Raw genomic sequence first — 17311 nt, 5'->3', positions numbered from 1 at the left:
GGAGCGCCCATGAGCAAGCCCCGGATGTACCTGCTGGCCGGCAACGGAAGCGCCGCCGATTGGTGGGACGACGCGTTGCCGCATTTTCAACACCACGACGTGGTGCCGCTGGAGCTGCCCGGTTTCGGCAGCAACCCTCAGCCTCCCTGCGAAGACCTGGCGGCCTACGCCCAGGCGTTGCTGGCGGCAACGGACAAGGGCAGCGCGATCATGGCGGTCGGGGTCAACGCCTTGCTGGTGCTGCATGCCTTGCAACGTCAGCCGGGGCATTTTTGTCGCAGTGTGTTGTTGGCGCCGGTGGGTGCTTTTTTATGGCAACGTCGGCTGCCGGCGTTGATGTCGCCGCTGCCGATTCGCAAGACCATTCACTGGCTGCTGGCGAACAAACCGACGCTGTTTGCCCACAAGTTTTCCAGCCAGGCCTGGACGCCCGCGCAGTACCAGCGCATGGGCGCCGGCTATGCTCGCTGCCGCGCCTTTGTGCCGCACTGGGACTTGGTGCGTGCCGACACCGCCTTGCCATTGCTGGAGTGGATCACCGACCCGGTCGAACTGGTGTGGGGCGATCAGGACAAGGTGCTGGGCGTCGCGCAGGCGGCGGCCTGGTCGGCCATTCTTGCTCGCGCCGATCTGACCATCAGCCTGAAACCCGGCTGGGGGCATTACCCGTGGATCGACTCACCCGCTGAGTTCGCGGCGTGGCTGGAATCGGGAGAACGAGGCTTCGTCGCGCACACCAAAGGCGGCCGCTTGCGTCTGGCGGCGTTGGCTGGGCAGCCGGTGCCTGCGGCGCTGTCGCTCAACGATTGCGCTGACCCACGCTTGGCAACCTTTCTGAAGAGCCAGCCGGACGCTATCTGGGCAGTGCGTTCCTCCAGTTATGGGGAGGATCAGGCCGATGCGGCCAATGCCGGCTTGAGTACCACGTTCCTGCGCGAGCCGACGCACAACGTGCCGGCGCGCATTGCCGAGTTGAGTGCGGCAGGTGTCGAAGAAGTGGTGGTGCAGCGCTTCATAACACCACAGCTGTCCGGGATTGCCTTCGTGCGTCACCTGTCAGTCGAACTGGAATGGGTAGAAGGGCATCTGGAGTCGTTGGCCGATGGCAAGGTGAGCCCGGAGCGGGCGATCATTTCCCGTCTTGGTGCGGCGTGGAGCAGCGACACCTTCAAGCCAGCCCACGGCCTGACTGCTGATCTGCTATGGCGTTTCCTGCAGGGCGTGTTGCGGGTTTTTCACTACGTACCCGGCGACGTTGAATGGGCCTGGGACGGCACGCAACTCTGGCTGCTGCAGTACCGGCCGATCAGCGACTACGGCTGGCGCCGCCACCTGACCGCCGCCAACATCGCCGAGATCCTGCCGCCGCAACCCAGCGTGTTGGTGGAGTACGCCCAGCGCCGCGCGGCGGCGAGCATTCCGGCGATCATGGCGCGTTGGGATCCGCGGGTGCTGCAGGACAACGAGCCTTTCACGGCGGTGTTTGGCGGCGCTTCGTATATCAACAACGACCTGTTTCTCGCCCGGCTGGCCGACTGGGGCATCAGCGCCAGCAGCTACGCCGGCGAGGTCGGCGGCGCGACACCGCACCTGCCTTGGCGACCACTGCGCCTGCTGCGTTCGCTGCCGTTGTTCCTGGGCATGCAACGCATTGCTCGCGGGCATTTGCTGACGCTGGAAAACGGCTTGCGACGTTTTGACCAAGAGCTGTATGAGTTGACCGAACAAAGCGCAGACGGCCAGCAACTGGCCGACTGGTTTACCCGTTTCTACGTGTTCGTGGTGCAAGGCAACCTGTGCATCGCCAGTGCCTTGGCCAGCAGCGGCGGCGACTGGCTGGGCCGGCCACCGACCGCCTACGACAATCTTGAACACAGCCCCCATCGGCTGCCCTGGGAAACCGACCCAGCGACGCCACGCCCGGCACCGACCGAGCTGCCGTTGCAGGCCTTCCCACAATGGCCCCTGACGATTCGTCTGGCCCATTCGACCGGCCTGCCTGGGCTGCGCGGCTACTACTTGCAGGTGCGCGAATGGTATCGCGACAACCTGATGCGGATTTTCTTTCGCTTGCATCACGCCATGCCGACGATGGACCGGGCGCATTGGTTCGCGCCGCACCCGGACATCCGCAGCCGCGACGGCAGCTTTTGGCAGGACGGTCGTGAAGGCACCGAGCAGGCGAGTGGGTTCTTGATCTACCCGGGTCAGGCCCAAGGTATTTTGGGCGCGGACATCCTGCTGGAAGACACCCTGGACCCTGGCCGCCATGCCCACTATCAAAGCGCCCGGGCTGTGATCGCACGCATGGGCGGACGCTTGTCCCACGGCTCGACGTTGCTGCGTGAATTGCGCAAACCTTCGGCGGTATTGCCTCAGGTGGATGTGGCTTGGTTGGGGCGTGAGGTGGTGTATTGCGATGGGAAGTTGAGGTTGGTGGAGTAGGCAGCGCGATGTCTGCCAACCACATAACCTGTGGCGAGGGAGCTTGCTCCCGCTGGGTTGCGCGTAGGAGCTGTCGAGTGCAACGAGGCTGCGATCTTTCCCCAGACACTTGAGTCTCAAGTGAAAGATCAACAGATCGCAGCCTTCGGCAGCTCCTACAGGGCATAAGCTGAACGGGAGCAAGTTCCCTCGCCACAGGGAGCGGGTTCAACTCTGGAGCTGTTCTCAATCCCCAGAAACGAAAAAACCGGCCGAAGCCGGTGTTTTCACCCCAACAGCCAGAGAACTTAATCTCTGCGTACGGGGTTGAGTGGAGGCATCCTAAGTGGAAGAAAGTGTGAGGTCAACGCTAATCAGTGCTGATGTAACTCAACCTGTGGCGAGGGGATTTATCCCCGTTGGGGCGCGAAGCGGCCCTGAAAACAGTCATCTCGGTTTGTCAGGCTGTTGGTCTTCACCATTTAGGTCTGCTGCGCAGCCCAGCGGGGATAAATTCCCTCGCCACAGGGTGTGTATGACCACCATATTTCTCACCTCACACCGCTACTCCCTTGACGCCCCCCACCGCTGTCGTAGACTCCGCCCATCCGTCAGGGAGTAGCGGTCATGCGACGTTTATGCAGTTGGGTTGTGGGATTGGCCTTTGTAACCTGTGGGGTCCAGGCGCAAACGCCGGCTTCCGACGATCCGTTGCTTGAGAGCAACGTTTCGGCCAGTGCGTCTGGCAACGAGGCGCGAGGGGTGCTTCGGGCGCGGGATCAGGCGGTGCTGGCCAGTGAGTTGGCCGGGCGGATTGTCGAGTTGCCGTTCAGCGAGGGCGAGTCGTTCAAGAAGGGCGACACCCTGGCGCGTTTTGATTGCTCGGCCTATCAGGCCCAGCTCAATGCGGCCCAGGCGGCCAGCCGTGGTGCCGGTGAAGAACTGGCCCATAACCGGCAATTGGCAGCATTGAAATCCGTCGGGCGTTTCGAGGTGTCACGGGCCGAGGCCCGGCTCAGCGAGGCCCAGGCGCAGTCCCAGGTGTATCAGGTCCAGGTCAAGCGCTGCAGCGTGATCGCACCCTTCGACGGGCAAGTGGTGGCGCGCAAGGTCCAGCGCTATGAAAGCGTTGCGGCCGGCGCGCCGTTGCTGGATGTGGTCGACAACCGCACCCTGGAGATTCACCTGCTGGTGCCTTCACGCTGGATGGACAGGCTCAAGCCCGGTCAGCCCTTTACCTTTGTTCCCGATGAAACCGGCAAGCCGTTGCAAGCGACGGTCAAGCGCTTGGGCGCGCGCATTGACGAGGGCAGCCAGACCTTGCTGCTGGTGGCGAACGTGCCGGATGCCAGCGGCCTGCTGTCGGGCATGAGCGGCACGGCGCGTTTCGCGGAGCCCAAGTGAACGCGCCGATATCGGGCAGCGCCGAGCAGGTGTTTGCCCGCTTCCTCGACCTTGAACGCCAGACCCGGGCCGCACGAACGCCGGCGCAATTGAGCTACAGCCTGGTCAATGACGGCCAGGCCTTGTTCGGCTTTCGCCACGCCGCGTTGTTGATCGCCGGCAAGGTCCAGGCGGTGACCGGCGTCAGCACCGTGGAGCCGAATGCGCCGTTCGTGGCGTTCGTCGAGCAGGCCGTGGCGCAGTTGTTCAAGCAGGGGGTGCTGAAGCAGGCCCGGGTGATTGCCGCCGATGGGGTAAGCGAATCCATTCGGGCAGACTGGCGAAGCTTGTCGGCCGGACAAGTGTTCTGGCTGCCGTTGATCGATCATCAGGGCCAGGTGTTCGGCGGTTTGTGGCTGGCCCGCGACCTGCCTTGGACCCCGCCTGAACAAGTGCTGCTGTCGCAACTGGGCGACACCTACAGCCATGCGTGGCTGGCGTTGCAACCGCGCAAGCCGTGGCGCCTGCGCTGGACGCGCAAGCGCCAGGTGGCCCTGGTGGCGGTGTTGCTGCTGGGCTTGCTGATCCCTGTGCGCCAGTCCGTGTTGGCCCCGGCCGAAGTGGTGCCGCTGGGCGGGCAGGTGGTGGCGGCGCCGTTGGATGGCGTGATCGCCGAATTCCTGGTCAAGCCCAACCAGGTCGTCAAGAACGGTGACCTGCTGCTGCGTTTCGAAAGCACCAGTCTCAAGGCCCAGGCCGATGTGGCCGAACGTGCGTTGGGCGTGGCCGAGGCAGAACTCAAGGCCAATTCCCAGCGCTCGTTTGCCGACGCGGAATCGAGTTCGAAGATCGATCTGCTGGCCGCTCGCGTCGAACAGAAACGCGCCGAGCGCAACTACGCGCTTGAACTGCTCAAGCGTAGCGAAGTCCGCGCCGAGCGTGACGGCATTGCGGTGTTCGCCGACGCCGAGCGCTGGCTCGGCAAGCCCGTGCAGACCGGTGAGCGGCTGATGGAGATCGCCGATCCGAACCAGGCCGAGTTGCGTATTGAATTGGCGGTGGGCGACGCGATTGCCCTGGAGCCCGGTGCGCAAGTGGCGTTGTTTCTCGACAGCGACCCGCTGCAGCGACACCTGGCCTGGCTCGAACGCTCGGCCTATGAAGCGCAGCCGACCGCCGCCGGGCAACTGGCGTATCGGCTGGATGCGCGTTTCGATGCTCAAGCGCCGCGTATCGGCCTGCGAGGTACGGCGAAGGTCTTCGGCGACCGCGCGCCGCTGGCGTTGTACCTGCTGCGTCGACCACTGGCCGGCCTGCGCCAGAGCGTAGGCCTGTAGCATGGACCTGCCGAGCCTGCGGCCGGACCTGCAACTGTCCCCGGCGGCGCCGGACCCGGACGGTTCGCCGCAGTGGACCTTGGCCGATCCGGTACGCGGGCGCTATTTCAAGCTTGGCGCGGCGGCGATGCGCATGTTGCGCCACTGGTCCCTGGGTGATCCGGAGCAGGTGCTGCAAGCCGCGAACCGCGAGCCGGGCCTGCCGCTCAATGGTGAATCCCTGGAGCAGTTGCTGGGTTTCTTGCGCGGTCATGATCTGATCAGCGCGATGGACCCGCAACAGCGCGACAGCTATCTCTTCAAGACCGCCGCGCAACGCCAGAGCCTGTGGCAGATCCTGCTGCATCAATACCTGTTTTTTCGCATTCCGCTGTGGCGCCCGGACGCTTTTCTCAATCGTGCCTGGCCCTGGTTGGCGCGCTTTGGCCCCGGGATCCTGCGCTATGGCCTGCCGCTGACCCTGGGCGTCGGCATCTTCCTGGTGTCGCGGGACTGGCAGCGATTCATCGCGACGTTTCCGCACCTGTTCAGCCTGGGCGGTGCGCTGGCGTTCGGGACGGCGTTGCTCTTCGCCAAGCTGTGCCACGAATTCGGCCATGCCTTCATGGCCAAGCGCGCGGGCTGTCGTGTGCAAAGCATGGGCGTGGCGTTCATGGTGCTGTTGCCGATGTTCTACACCGACGTCAGTGACGCCTGGCGGATCAATGATCGCCGCGCGCGGTTGCTGATCGGTGCCGGCGGGGTCCTGGCCGAGCTGGTGCTGGCATGCATCGCGTTGCTGGCCTGGTCGCTGCTGCCCGACGGGCCGGCGCGCACCGCGGCGTTCATGCTGGCCAGCGCCACCTGGATCACCACGTTGATCATCAACCTGAACCCCTTCATGCGCTTCGACGGGTATTTCCTGCTCAGTGATTTCTGGGCGGTGGATAACCTTCAGGGCCGTGCATTCGCCCTGTGCCGCTGGCGCCTGCGCGAAGCCTTGTTCGGTTATGGCGCGGCGGCGCCGGAACCCTGGTCGCCGAAGATGCGGCGCCGTTTGCTGGTGTGGGGCTATGGCTCCTGGTTGTGGCGAGCGTTGTTGTTTTTCGGGATTGCCCTGGCGGTCTATCACCTGTTCTTCAAGGTGCTGGGCATTTTTCTGATGATGGTGGAATTGGTGTGGTTCATTTTTATGCCCATCGTGAATGAATGGCGGCAATGGTGGAGTCGCCGTGAGCAGGCCCATGGTGTTCGGGTGCTTCTGAGCGGCCTGGTCGTGCTGGCGGTGCTATTGGTGCTGTTGCTGCCCTGGCGCAGCGCGGTGGAAGTGCCGGCCATGCTTGAGGCCGGACGTGCCAGTGCCTTGCACGCGCCAGTGGCGGCGCGGGTCAAGCAGGTGAATGTGCGTGACGGCCAGACCGTGGCCCAGGGTGATGTGTTGATCGAGCTGGAGTCGCCGGACATGGCGTCGCGCCTGACCATCGTGCGCCGGGAAATCGAGATCCAGCAGTTGCAGATGCGTCGTCAGGCCGGGCGCAGCGAAACTGCCGCCGATGCCGGCATCATCGAACAGCAACTGGCCGAAGCGGTGGCCGAATACCGGGGCCTGGTCGCCCAGCGTGAACGCCTGTTGCTGCGCGCGCCCCATGCCGGCCAAGTGCGCGACTTGTTGCCGCAACTGTCGGTCGGGCGCTGGTTGTCGCCCACGCAGGCGCTGGCGCGGGTGGTGCAGACCGATTCGCGGCTGCGCGGGTACTTGACCGAAGCCGAGCTTTGGCGGGTCGAGCCGGGTGCCACGGGGCGGTTCATTGCGGATGATCCAATGCACACCTCGATTGCCGTGCAATTGAATGAAATCGACACCAACGGCGTGGCCTGGGTCGAACAGCAAGCATTGACCTCCGACCATCATGGGCCGATTGCGGTGCGCCGCGACTCGCAGCAACGGGCCGAGCCGGTGCAGGCGCAATACGGCGTGCGCCTGAGTGCGGTCGACGAGGCGTCGGCCCCGGTGCAACCGCTGCGTGGGGTGGCGGTGTTGCAGGGCAAGGGCGAGTCGGTGTTGGGAGCGGCCTGGCGTCGGTTGGCGGCGTTGGGTGTCAGGGAAAGCGGGTTCTAAGGGGCGAGCATGGATTCAGTGGCGGCAGAAGGGTTGGTGGTGCGTCCATCGCGGGTCAGCGATGGGCCGTTCTTGCAGAGCCTGTACCAGGCGGCGCGACCGGACCTGCAGTGGATCGACGGTGAGCACGAGCAAGTGCAACAGGTACTTGCCCAGCAGTTCCAGGTGCAGGAGCAAGGGCTGGGCGAGAACTTCCCCAATGCCATGCATTACGTCGTGGAAAAACTCGGCACCGCCATCGGCGCCTTGAGCACGGATTTCGGCCCCAATGAAATTCGCGTCCTGTACTTGGCCTTCATCCCCCAGGCACGTGGGCAGGGGTATGGCCGGACGGTGTTGCAAGGGGTGCAGAAAGCCGCGCAACAGATCCGTTGCCCGGTGGCGACCGTGGTCTGGACCAGCAATCCCCACGCCCGCCGGCACTACCTGGCGCTGGGCTTCGAAGTGCAAGAGCGCAACCCGGCGGCGGAGCGGTTGGTCTGGTATCCGAAATGTGGGAGCGGGCTGTGTGGGAGCAAGGCTTGCCCGCGATGAAAACGCCGCGGTCTCTTGAGGACCGCAGCGCCTGGATCGCGAGCAAGCTTTGCTCCCACACAGCGCGCTCCGACAATAGGTCTGTTTTGAACTCGGGTTTTGTGTGATCAGTTAAACGCGATGTAGAAATACCCCAGCGCCGGATCCCGCCCCATGGGCGGCATCCGTGACACGAACACCCCCTCGATCTTGCCCAGCTCCGGCACTTCCAGCTCGCAGAGGCCGTCCACGAACGCCGTATTTTCCAGGCTGTTGAATTCCACACTGAAGGGCATGCGCTCGGTGTTCGGCAGCTTTGCCCGAGGTGTCTCTTCGAGGGTTTCGAAGCGCACCTGCAGGCAACTGCCGTCGGGCAGGGTCAGGTTGCCGGTCTGGCCCAGCAGCGGTTGGAAATGGCGGCTATGAACCTGTTGCAGCATGTCGACACTCCAAAAGGCCGGAGGACCGCAGCCCTCCGGCGATTCATCAGTTACGGGACGGGAAGAGGCCATTCAGCGCAACGCTGAAGTTGATCGCCAGGAACGGGTTCATGACCGTCATGGGCAAGCCATTACCTGCGGGGGAAATCGTGCCATTGACGGTCGTGGTCACCCCTTGCAGTGGCACTGGCGAGGCGCCTATCTGGTCAGAATAGATCGCTGCCGCGCCCGGCCCGGTCCCCGAGGTGCCAATGAACGAGTTGGTGGCCGTTGGGGTATTCACCGGGTTGCTGGCCGGGTTGGCCAGTTGCAGGGTGGTCGAGGCGCTGACGCCTGCGAGGGTGTGGGTGTGGTTGGGCAGATTGTTGATCGTGGCGGTGACGTTTTCGGTGCCGGAGACTTCGCCGATGACCCGCGGAGTCAGGCCCAGGCCGTTGCCTTGCCCCAAGGGCAGGCGGCCTTGCAAGTTGGGCAGCATGAAGTTGGTGGTGCCGTTGCCTCCGTAGTATGTGCCGAGCAGGGAGAACAACGCCTGGTATTGGGAGATGCCGAGTGTCTGCCCGTTGCACAGCGCCCAGCCATTGGGCGCGAAGTTAAAGGCGAATGACTGGATAGTGCCCATAAATACTTCCATAGATTCCTCATCCCTTCAGATTGTTGGTATGGCGACGCCGGCAGGGTCTGGGGGAGGAGAAGTGCGATCAGTCCTACTCCTTAACCCCTGGCCTGGTCACGCACGGCTGAGCGTAGACGCGGTTGTTTAATTCTGCTGGGTGAAAAGGGCATGAAAATACTTCGAGTTCGCTTAATCGATTCACGTAGGCCATGGGCCTGCACCGTCCATCTTTTTTACGGCTCAAGGTGTATTTGATGTCAAAGTACTACTAGTCGGCGATTGTTTCCTCGGCTACGCTTGGCGATACAAAAGGACTACAAACAGGTGAAGGGATTGCCGCAGTTTCACTTTATCTCCGGTTTACCGCGCTCGGGCTCGACCCTGCTTTCTGCCATTTTGTTGCAGAATCCGCGCTTTCACGCCGGCATGACCAGTCCCGTCGGCACGCTGTTCAGCAGCGTCCTGCAGCAATGCAGCGCGGGCAGCGAGTTCGGCTCGGTCATCGACACCGACCTGCGCCGCCGCCTTCTGCGCGGTCTCTTCGACTCCTACTACGCCGACAAATCCGACAAGCCTGTCATCTTCGATACAAACCGCCAGTGGTGTGCCCGCTTGCCTGCCCTGCAGGACCTGTTTCCCCAAGCCAAGACCATCGCCTGTGTGCGCAACGTCGCCTGGGTGCTCGACAGCCTGGAGCGGCTCTACCGCGCCAATCCGTTCGAAAACACCAAGCTGTTCAACGACGATGACGAGCGCAACACCGTCTACAGCCGCTGCGAAACCCTGGCCCAGCGCAACCGCCTGGTGGGGTTCGCCTGGACCGCGCTCAAAGAGGCCTACTACGGTGAGAACGCCGAGTCGCTGCTGATCGTTGATTACGATTTGTTGAGCCAGGCCCCGGAGCGGGTGATGCGCCTGGTGTACGAATTCATTGGCGAACCCTGGTTCGAACACGATTTCAATCACTTGACCTACGACGCGCCGGCCTTCGACCAGGCCCTGGGTGTTGCCGGCCTGCACAAGGTCAAGCCCAAGGTCGCGCCGCAAGCCCGGCGGACCTTGCTGCCGCCGGATCTGTTTGAAAAGTATGCCGAGTTGTCGTTCTGGCGCGATGGGTCCGCAAGCGCCGCCAATGTCATTCGTATGAAAACCGACGCCGCGATCAGCTGATTGCGGTTTTTTTCATTTACGTGTTCAAGAAGTTCGAGTCCAGGTGATCGTCATGTGGTGGAGCAAAGGCAAATCGCGGGTAACCGAGGGCGCACAGGCCCTGGCATCGCCAATGATCATGTCCCTGGAGCCGCGAATGCTATTCGACGGCGCGGTGGCGGCAACCGTGGCCGACGCCGCGCAATCGGACGCGCAGCCGACCGCTGATGCCGCGAAGGCGCCGACGGCCGACCAGTCTTCCGACAACCATGCGCCTCAGGGTCAGGCTGACGCCACCGAGGCTGCCGTCCCAGGCAAGTCTGTGGTGTTCGTCGACTCCCGGGTCAAGGATGCCAGCAGCCTTCTACAAGGTGTGGCTCCTGGTACCGATGTGGTGCAACTGGATGCCACCAAAGACGGTTTGCAACAGATCGCCGATTACCTGGACACCCACCAGGGCGTTAGCTCAGTGCAGATCATCGCCCACGGTAACGCCGGTGATTTGTGGCTGGGCAACAGCTACCTGTCGGCGGATAACGTCCAGGCCCGCAGCGAAGTGCTGGCACAGATCGGCCAGGACATGAACGCTGGCGGCGACATCCTGATCTACGGTTGCTACACCGCTGAGGGCGACCGTGGCCTGAGCCTGGTCAACTCGCTGGCGCAGCTCACCGGCCGAGACGTGGCCGCCTCCGACGACCGCACTGGCCTGGGCGGCGACTGGGACCTGGAAATCGCCACCGGCAACATCGAAAGCGCCAACGTGCTGTCGAGCAACGCCATGAGCGAGTACCAATGGGGCCTGGCCACCTGGACGGCCACCAACAACCTCAATTCGGGTATCGGTTCTTTGCGCGCTGCCCTGGACTCGGCGCAGAACGGCGACATCGTCACGTTCAATACCAGCATGACCGTCGCGCTGACCCAGGTGCTGGTGGTCGACAACAACATCACCATCGATGGCGACCTCAACAACGACAACGTCGCCGACGTGACCCTCGACGGTCAGTACCGCACCCAGATCATGCAAGTGACGTCCGGCACCACGGCCACCCTTGATGGCCTGGTGATTACCCGGGGCATGGTGGCAGGCAACGGTGGTAACGGCGGCGACGATGCGCTGGTGTCCCAGGGCGGCGGCATCTACAACGCCGGCACCTTGACCCTGCGCAACGTCACGGTCACCGCGAACGCCGCTTCGGGCGGTGGTGGTGGCGGCGGTGTGACGCCGCAGTACGCCGGCGGCGCCGGTGGCGGCGGTGGCGCGATCACTGGCGGTACCGGTGGCAAGGGCGGCGACACGCTCAACTCCACGGGCTCCAACGGCACGGCCGGACAGGGCGGCGCGGGCGGTGGCTTCTTCAACATTGGCGGGCGCGGCGGTTCCACCACCGGTGGCGCGGGTGGTGCGGCTTATCCGGGCTACAGCACCGGTTCGGCCGGTGGCACGGCCAGCAGCGGAGGCTTGTCCATCGGCGGTGGCGGCGGTGGCGATGGTTATAACGACATCGGCGGCGCTGGCGGCGGCGCGGTGGGGGGGATCTACAACGATACCGGCGCGACCCTGCGGATCATCGGCAACTCGACCATTTCCAACAACGTCGGCGCCGGCGGTGGCGGTGGCGGCGGCGGGGCTGGCGGTAGCTATCTCCAGGCAGGTGGTGCGGGCGGTGTCGGTGTCGGTGCCATCTGGAACAAAGGTTCGATCCTGATCACCGCTGCCAACTTCGCCGCCCTGGCCGGTAACGTCGGCGGCAGCGGCGTGGGTGGGACGAGTGCGGGCACCGCAGGCGTTTCGCCGGCGTCGGTGGCCAACGTCTACGGCGATGGCGGCACCATTAACACCAACTATGTGCCGGACGAAACGCCGCCCACCGCGACCGTCGTGGTGGCCAATACCAACCTGAACTCCGGTGGTACGTCGACGGTGACCATCACCTTCTCCGAGGCCGTGACGGGTCTCACCGCGGCGGACCTGACGGTGCAGAACGGCAGCGTCGGCACCTTGACCAGTGGCGATGGTGGCATCACCTGGACCGGGACGTTGACTGCGGCCAGTGACATCGCCGACACCACCAACATCATCACCCTGAACAATACCGGCGTCGCCGACCTGGCCGGCAATGCCGGTGTGGGCACCACCGACTCGAACAATTACATCGTCAACGACACCGTGGCGCCCACGGCGTCCATCGTGGTGAGCGACACGGCCCTGAGGATTGGCGAGACCTCCACGGTCACCATCACCTTCTCCGAGGCCGTTTCCGGCTTTACCGCGGCCGACATGACGGTGGCCAACGGTACGCTCAGCGGCCTGAGCAGCAGCGACGGTGGCATCACCTGGACGGCCACGCTGACGCCGGATGCGGCGATCACCGATACCTCCAATCTCATTGTCCTGAATAACACTGGCGTGGCGGACCTCAATGGCAACGCCGGCGTGGGGACGACCAACTCCAACAATTACGCTATCGACACGCAACGCCCGACCGCCACCATCGTGGTGTCTGACACCGCGCTGCGCGTCGGTGAAACCTCCGTGGTGACCATCACCTTCACCGAGGCCGTGAGTGGTTTCACCACCGCCGACCTGACGGTCGCCAATGGCACGGTCACCGGCCTGAGCAGCAGCGACGGTGGTATCACCTGGACCGGGACGCTCACACCAAGTGCCAGCGTCAGCGACACCAGCAACCTGATCACCCTGGATAACACTGGCATTGCCGACCTGTCCGGGAACGCCGGCAGCGGGACCACCGACTCCAACAACTACGCGATCGACACCGCGCGCCCGACCGCCACCATCGTGGTGGCCGATACTGCGCTGAACATCGGCGAAACCTCGCTGGTGACGATTACCTTCAGCGAGGCGGTGACCGGTTTCACCCTGGCCGACCTGACGGTGGCCAACGGCAGCCTGAGCGGCCTGAGCAGCAGCGACGGCGGCATCACCTGGACCGCGACGCTCACCCCGAGCGCCAGCGTCACCGACGCTACCAACCTGATCATCCTGGCCAATACCGGTGTGGCGGACGCGGCGGGCAACACCGGCAGCGGCACCACCAGTTCCAACAACTACGCGGTCGACACCCAGCGTCCGACCGCGACTATCGTCGTGGCCGACAACGCCTTGAGCGTCGGCGAAACCTCGCTGGTGACCATCACCTTCAACGAAGCGGTGACAGGCTTTACCACCGCCGACCTGACGGTCGCCAACGGTACGATCACCGGCCTGAGCAGCGGCGACGGTGGCATTACCTGGACCGGGACGCTCACGCCAAGCGCCAGCACCAGCGACACCAGCAACCTCATCACCCTGGATAACACCGGCGTGGCGGACGCGGCGGGCAACGCTGGCAGCGGCACCACCGATTCCAATAACTACGCCATCGACACCGCACGTCCGACCGCCACCATCGTGGTCGCCGACACGGCCATCGCGGTTGGCGAAACATCGGTGGTGACGATCACCTTCAGCGAGCCCGTGACGGGTTTCACCCTGGCGGACCTGAGCGTCACCAACGGCAGCCTGAGCGGCCTGAGCACCAGCGACAACATCACCTACACCGCGACCTTCACGCCGAGCGCGGGTGTCAGCGATGCCACCAACCTGATCACCCTCAATAACACGGGCGTGGTGGACGGTGCGGGCAACGTTGGCAGCGGTACCACCGACTCCAACAACTATGTCGTCGACACCCTGCGCCCGACTGCCACCATCGTGGTCGCCGATACGGCGCTGAGCGTTGGCGAAACGTCGCTGGTCACCATCACCTTCTCCGAAGCGGTCACCGGTTTCGACAATTCGGACCTGAGCGTGGCCAACGGCACGCTGAGTGCCGTCAGCAGCAGTGATGGCGGCATCACCTGGACCGCCACCTTCACCCCGGCCCTCGGGGTCAGCGACACCTCCAACCTCATTGTCCTGAACAACACCGGGGTCAGCGATGCGGCGGGCAACACCGGTACCGGCACCACCAACTCCAACAACTATCAGGTCGACACCAACGTGCCGACGGCGACCATCGTGATTGCCGATACCACGTTGAGCATCGGCGAAACCTCGGTGGTCACCGTGACGTTCAACTCGGCGGTCAGCGGGTTCGACAACGCGGACTTGACCGTCAGCAACGGTACGCTCAGCACCATGAGCAGTACCGACGGCGGCGTCACCTGGACGGCCACGTTCACGCCGAGCGCGAGCATTTCCGACACCAGCAACGTGATCACCCTGGACAATACCGGCTTGATCAACGCTGCGGGCAACGCCGGCGTGGGCACCACCGACTCCAACAACTACGCTGTCGATACGGTGCGCCCAACCGCGACCATCGTCGTAGCCGACACCGCCATTGCCGCTGGCGAGACCTCGCTGGTGACCATCACCTTCAACGAGGCGGTGACGGCATTCACCAGTGCTGACCTGACGGTCGCCAACGGCGTGATCTCCGGGCTGAGCAGCAGCGATGGCGGCATCACCTGGACTGCGACCTTCACGCCGACCAGTGGCGTCACGGACACCAGCAATGTCATCTCGCTCAACAGCGGCAGCATCGTTGACCTGGCGGGCAACCTCAATGTCGGCGGCACCGACTCCAACAACTACGCGCTGGACACCGAACGTCCGACCGCAACGATCGTGCTGGCCGATTCCAACCTCAGTGTCGGCGAAACCTCGCTGGTGACCATCACCTTCAGCGAGGCGGTGACCGGTTTCACCAACGCTGACCTGAGCGTTGCCAACGGCACCCTCAGCGCCGTCAGCAGCAGCGATGGCGGCCTGACCTGGACTGCGACCTTCACGCCGACCCTCGGTGTGCGGGATACATCCAACCTGATCATCCTGGACAATACCGGCGTGAGTGACGCGGCGGGCAACACCGGAACCGGCACGACCAACTCGACCAACTACGCGATCGACACGCAGGTGCCGACGGCGACCATCGTGGTGGCCGATACGTCCCTGAGCATCGGTGAAACCAGCCAGGTGACCATTACCTTCAACGAAGCGGTGAGCGGTTTCGACAACAGCGACCTGACCATCAGCAACGGCACGCTGAGCAACGTGTCGTCCTCCGACGGTGGCGTTACCTGGACGGCCACGTTCACACCGAGCGCGAGCATTTCCGATACCAGCAACCTGATTACCCTGGACAATACCGGTGTCGTCAACGTCTCAGGCAACGCTGGCGTCGGCACCACCGATTCGAACAACTACGCCATCGACACCGTGCGCCCAACGGCGACCATCGTCGTCGCCGACACGGCCATTGCCGCTGGCGAGACCTCGCTGGTGACCATCACCTTCAACGAGGCCGTGACCGGCTTCACCGACGCCGACCTGAGCGTCGCCAACGGTACGCTCAGCGGGTTGAGCAGCAGTGACGGCGGCATCACCTGGACCGCGACCTTCACGCCAACCGCTGGCATCACCGACACCAGTAACGTCATCACCCTTGCCAACAGCGGCGTCGCCGACCTGGCGGGCAACGCGGGCAGCGGCACCACCGATTCGAATAACTACAGCGTCGACAGCCAGCGTCCGACCGCCACCATCGTGCTGAGCGATTCGGTGTTGAAACCGGGTGAAACCGCGCAGGTGACCATCACCTTCAGCGAGGCGGTGACCGGCTTCAGCAACGCTGACCTGAGCGTTGCCAACGGCACCCTGAGCGCTGTCAGCAGCAGCGATGGCGGCCTGACCTGGACCGCAACCTTCACGCCGACCCAGGGTGTGACCGACACCAGCAACCTGATCACCCTGGACAATACCGGCGTGAGTGACGCGGCCGGCAACACCGGGACCGGCACTACCGATTCGGCCAATTATGCCGTCGAGACGCAGGTGCCGACGGCCACGATCGTGGTGGCCGACAGTGCGCTGCGCGTAGGAGAAACCTCGCAGGTCACCATTACGTTCTCGGAAGCGGTGAGCGGTTTCGACAACAGCGACCTGACCATCAGCAACGGCACCCTCAGCAATGTGTCGTCCACCGACGGCGGCGTCACCTGGACGGCCACGTTCACGCCGAGCGCCAGCATCACTGACACCAGCAACCTGATCAGCCTGGACACCAGCGGCGTGGTCAACGCCTCGGGCAACAGCGGTGTCGGTGTGGTGGACTCCAACAACTACGCAATCGACACGGTTCGCCCTGGCGCCACCATCACCGTGGGCGACACCACCCTGGGCATCGGCCAGAGCACCACCGTGACCATCAGTTTCACCGAGGCGGTGTCCGGTTTCGACTTGTCGGATCTCAGTGTCGCCAATGGCGTGTTGTCCAACCTCGCCAGCAGTGACGGTGGCCTGACCTGGACCGCGACCCTGACGCCGACTGCGGGCGTCACCGATGCCACCAACCTGATCTTGCTCGACGCCAGCAATGTGCAGGACCTGGCCGGCAACGCCGGCGTGGGCATCGCGATTTCCGCCAACTACGCACTCGACGCCACCCGGCCGACGGCAACCATCGTGGTCGCCGACCCGAACCTGACAGTGGGCGAGACGACCCAGGTGACTTTTACCTTCAGCGAAGCGGTGACGGATTTCGACCTGTCGGACCTCAGCGTCACCAACGGTGAACTGAGCAACCTGACCACCAGCGACGGTGGCAGAACCTGGACCGCGACGTTCACACCGACGGTGAACCTCACCGACCCGAGCAATTTCATTGCCCTGGACACCAGCAACGTCAACGACCTGACGGGCAACGCCGGGGGCAGCGTGGCGGTGTCCAACAACTATGCGATCGACACTGTGGTGCCCAACGATGTGAAGCCGCCACCGGAGTTCCTGACCGCCGACCCGGTCACGGTTATCCCGCCGTCCGAGGTGCCGCTGCAACCGATCGTCTTTACCCCGCCGACCGGCAACCTCGGTTCGCCGCTGGGCTTCCCGCCGCTGTTCGAGCAACGGGACGTGGGCGGTGGCCTGCGGCCGATTGGGGATATTTTCATCAACCATGGCGCCCTGGCGCCGAGTTATATCGCCCAGGTTTTCAGCACTGACGCCGCGGGCGATGGCAGTGGTCAGGGGTTCCTGGGCTTTGGTGGGGGCGATGGCGGGGTATTCGGCAGCAGCACGCTTTCGACCCTGTTCAGTCAGGACTCCGCTTCCGAGGGCGAATCGATGGAGGCCTTCGGCAGCCAGTCGATGCAGGGCGGCGATGTGTCCCAAGGGGTGCGCGGGATGTTCGGGGCGCCAACCCTGGGTCAACAACTGCAACAGCTCAAGGACACTGAACAACGTCAGGTCGACAGCCTGGCAACCGCGTTACGACAGGTCGGCATCAGCCAAGTGCAGGCCTGAATTCTAAAAAATATTGGGGCAGCCAGGGGCAATCCAGGG

The 17311-nt window shown here is 63.9% G+C and carries 9 protein-coding genes; 7 read left to right on the top strand and 2 right to left on the bottom strand.

The features are described 5' to 3' along the window. Nucleotides 1–9 precede the first annotated feature (9 nt). From ASC85_RS16825 to ASC85_RS16805, 5 genes are all read left to right on the top strand, one after another. Nucleotides 10–2445: an alpha/beta fold hydrolase gene (locus ASC85_RS16825; protein WP_057450556.1), complete on the top strand. Its 2436-nt coding sequence runs from the start codon at nucleotides 10–12 to the stop codon at nucleotides 2443–2445. A gap of 606 nt (nucleotides 2446–3051) precedes the next feature. Continuing rightward, on the top strand, nucleotides 3052–3828 hold the full coding sequence (locus tag ASC85_RS16820) for an efflux RND transporter periplasmic adaptor subunit (protein ID WP_046065226.1): 777 nt from the start codon (nucleotides 3052–3054) through the stop codon (nucleotides 3826–3828). Further along, on the top strand, nucleotides 3825–5144 hold the full coding sequence (locus ASC85_RS16815; RefSeq protein WP_057450555.1) for an efflux RND transporter periplasmic adaptor subunit: 1320 nt from the start codon (nucleotides 3825–3827) through the stop codon (nucleotides 5142–5144). Before ASC85_RS16820 ends, ASC85_RS16815 begins: the two co-directional genes overlap by 4 nt. Nucleotide 5145: 1 nt before the next feature. Beyond that, nucleotides 5146–7242 carry a biotin/lipoyl-binding protein gene (locus tag ASC85_RS16810; protein ID WP_057450554.1) on the top strand — a complete coding sequence of 699 codons (2097 nt, stop codon included), beginning with the start codon at nucleotides 5146–5148 and terminating at the stop codon, nucleotides 7240–7242. Nucleotides 7243–7251: 9 nt separating this feature from the next. Beyond that, nucleotides 7252–7776 (top strand): GNAT family N-acetyltransferase, encoded by a 525-nt coding sequence (locus tag ASC85_RS16805; RefSeq protein ID WP_057450553.1) that lies wholly within the window; start codon nucleotides 7252–7254, stop codon nucleotides 7774–7776. Between the two features lie 107 nt (nucleotides 7777–7883). Here ASC85_RS16805 and ASC85_RS16800 read toward each other — a convergent pair whose 3' ends face one another. Together ASC85_RS16800 and ASC85_RS16795 are read right to left on the bottom strand one after the other, a co-directional pair. Beyond that, nucleotides 7884–8195, bottom strand: coding sequence for a DUF6916 family protein (locus ASC85_RS16800; protein WP_057450552.1), 312 nt, complete (start codon nucleotides 8193–8195; stop codon nucleotides 7884–7886). Nucleotides 8196–8241: 46 nt separating this feature from the next. Further along, on the bottom strand, nucleotides 8242–8829 hold the full coding sequence (locus ASC85_RS16795) for a phage tail protein (RefSeq protein WP_057450551.1): 588 nt from the start codon (nucleotides 8827–8829) through the stop codon (nucleotides 8242–8244). A gap of 306 nt (nucleotides 8830–9135) precedes the next feature. Between ASC85_RS16795 and ASC85_RS16790 the strand changes: the two genes are divergently transcribed. Together ASC85_RS16790 and ASC85_RS16785 are read left to right on the top strand one after the other, a co-directional pair. Beyond that, entirely contained in the window at nucleotides 9136–9981 is an 846-nt protein-coding gene (locus tag ASC85_RS16790) for a sulfotransferase family protein (protein WP_057450550.1), read from the top strand. 52 nt (nucleotides 9982–10033) lie between these two features. Beyond that, nucleotides 10034–17272 (top strand): Ig-like domain-containing protein, encoded by a 7239-nt coding sequence (locus ASC85_RS16785; RefSeq protein WP_057450549.1) that lies wholly within the window; start codon nucleotides 10034–10036, stop codon nucleotides 17270–17272. Nucleotides 17273–17311: the final 39 nt, after the last annotated feature.

The organism is Pseudomonas sp. Root401 (assembly GCF_001425105.1).
In the GTDB taxonomy this organism is placed as follows: Bacteria; Pseudomonadota; Gammaproteobacteria; order Pseudomonadales; family Pseudomonadaceae; genus Aquipseudomonas; species Aquipseudomonas brassicacearum.
This window is presented reverse-complemented; position numbering and strand designations above follow the sequence as displayed.

Coding starts and splice junctions, on each gene's coding strand:
- ASC85_RS16825 (WP_057450556.1), top strand. CDS start 10: ATGAGCAAGCCCCGGATGTACCTGCTGGCCGGCAACGGAAGCGCCGCC.
- ASC85_RS16820 (WP_046065226.1), top strand. CDS start 3,052: ATGCGACGTTTATGCAGTTGGGTTGTGGGATTGGCCTTTGTAACCTGT.
- ASC85_RS16810 (WP_057450554.1), top strand. CDS start 5,146: ATGGACCTGCCGAGCCTGCGGCCGGACCTGCAACTGTCCCCGGCGGCG.
- ASC85_RS16805 (WP_057450553.1), top strand. CDS start 7,252: ATGGATTCAGTGGCGGCAGAAGGGTTGGTGGTGCGTCCATCGCGGGTC.
- ASC85_RS16800 (WP_057450552.1), bottom strand. CDS start 8,195: ATGCTGCAACAGGTTCATAGCCGCCATTTCCAACCGCTGCTGGGCCAG.
- ASC85_RS16795 (WP_057450551.1), bottom strand. CDS start 8,829: ATGGAAGTATTTATGGGCACTATCCAGTCATTCGCCTTTAACTTCGCG.
- ASC85_RS16785 (WP_057450549.1), top strand. CDS start 10,034: ATGTGGTGGAGCAAAGGCAAATCGCGGGTAACCGAGGGCGCACAGGCC.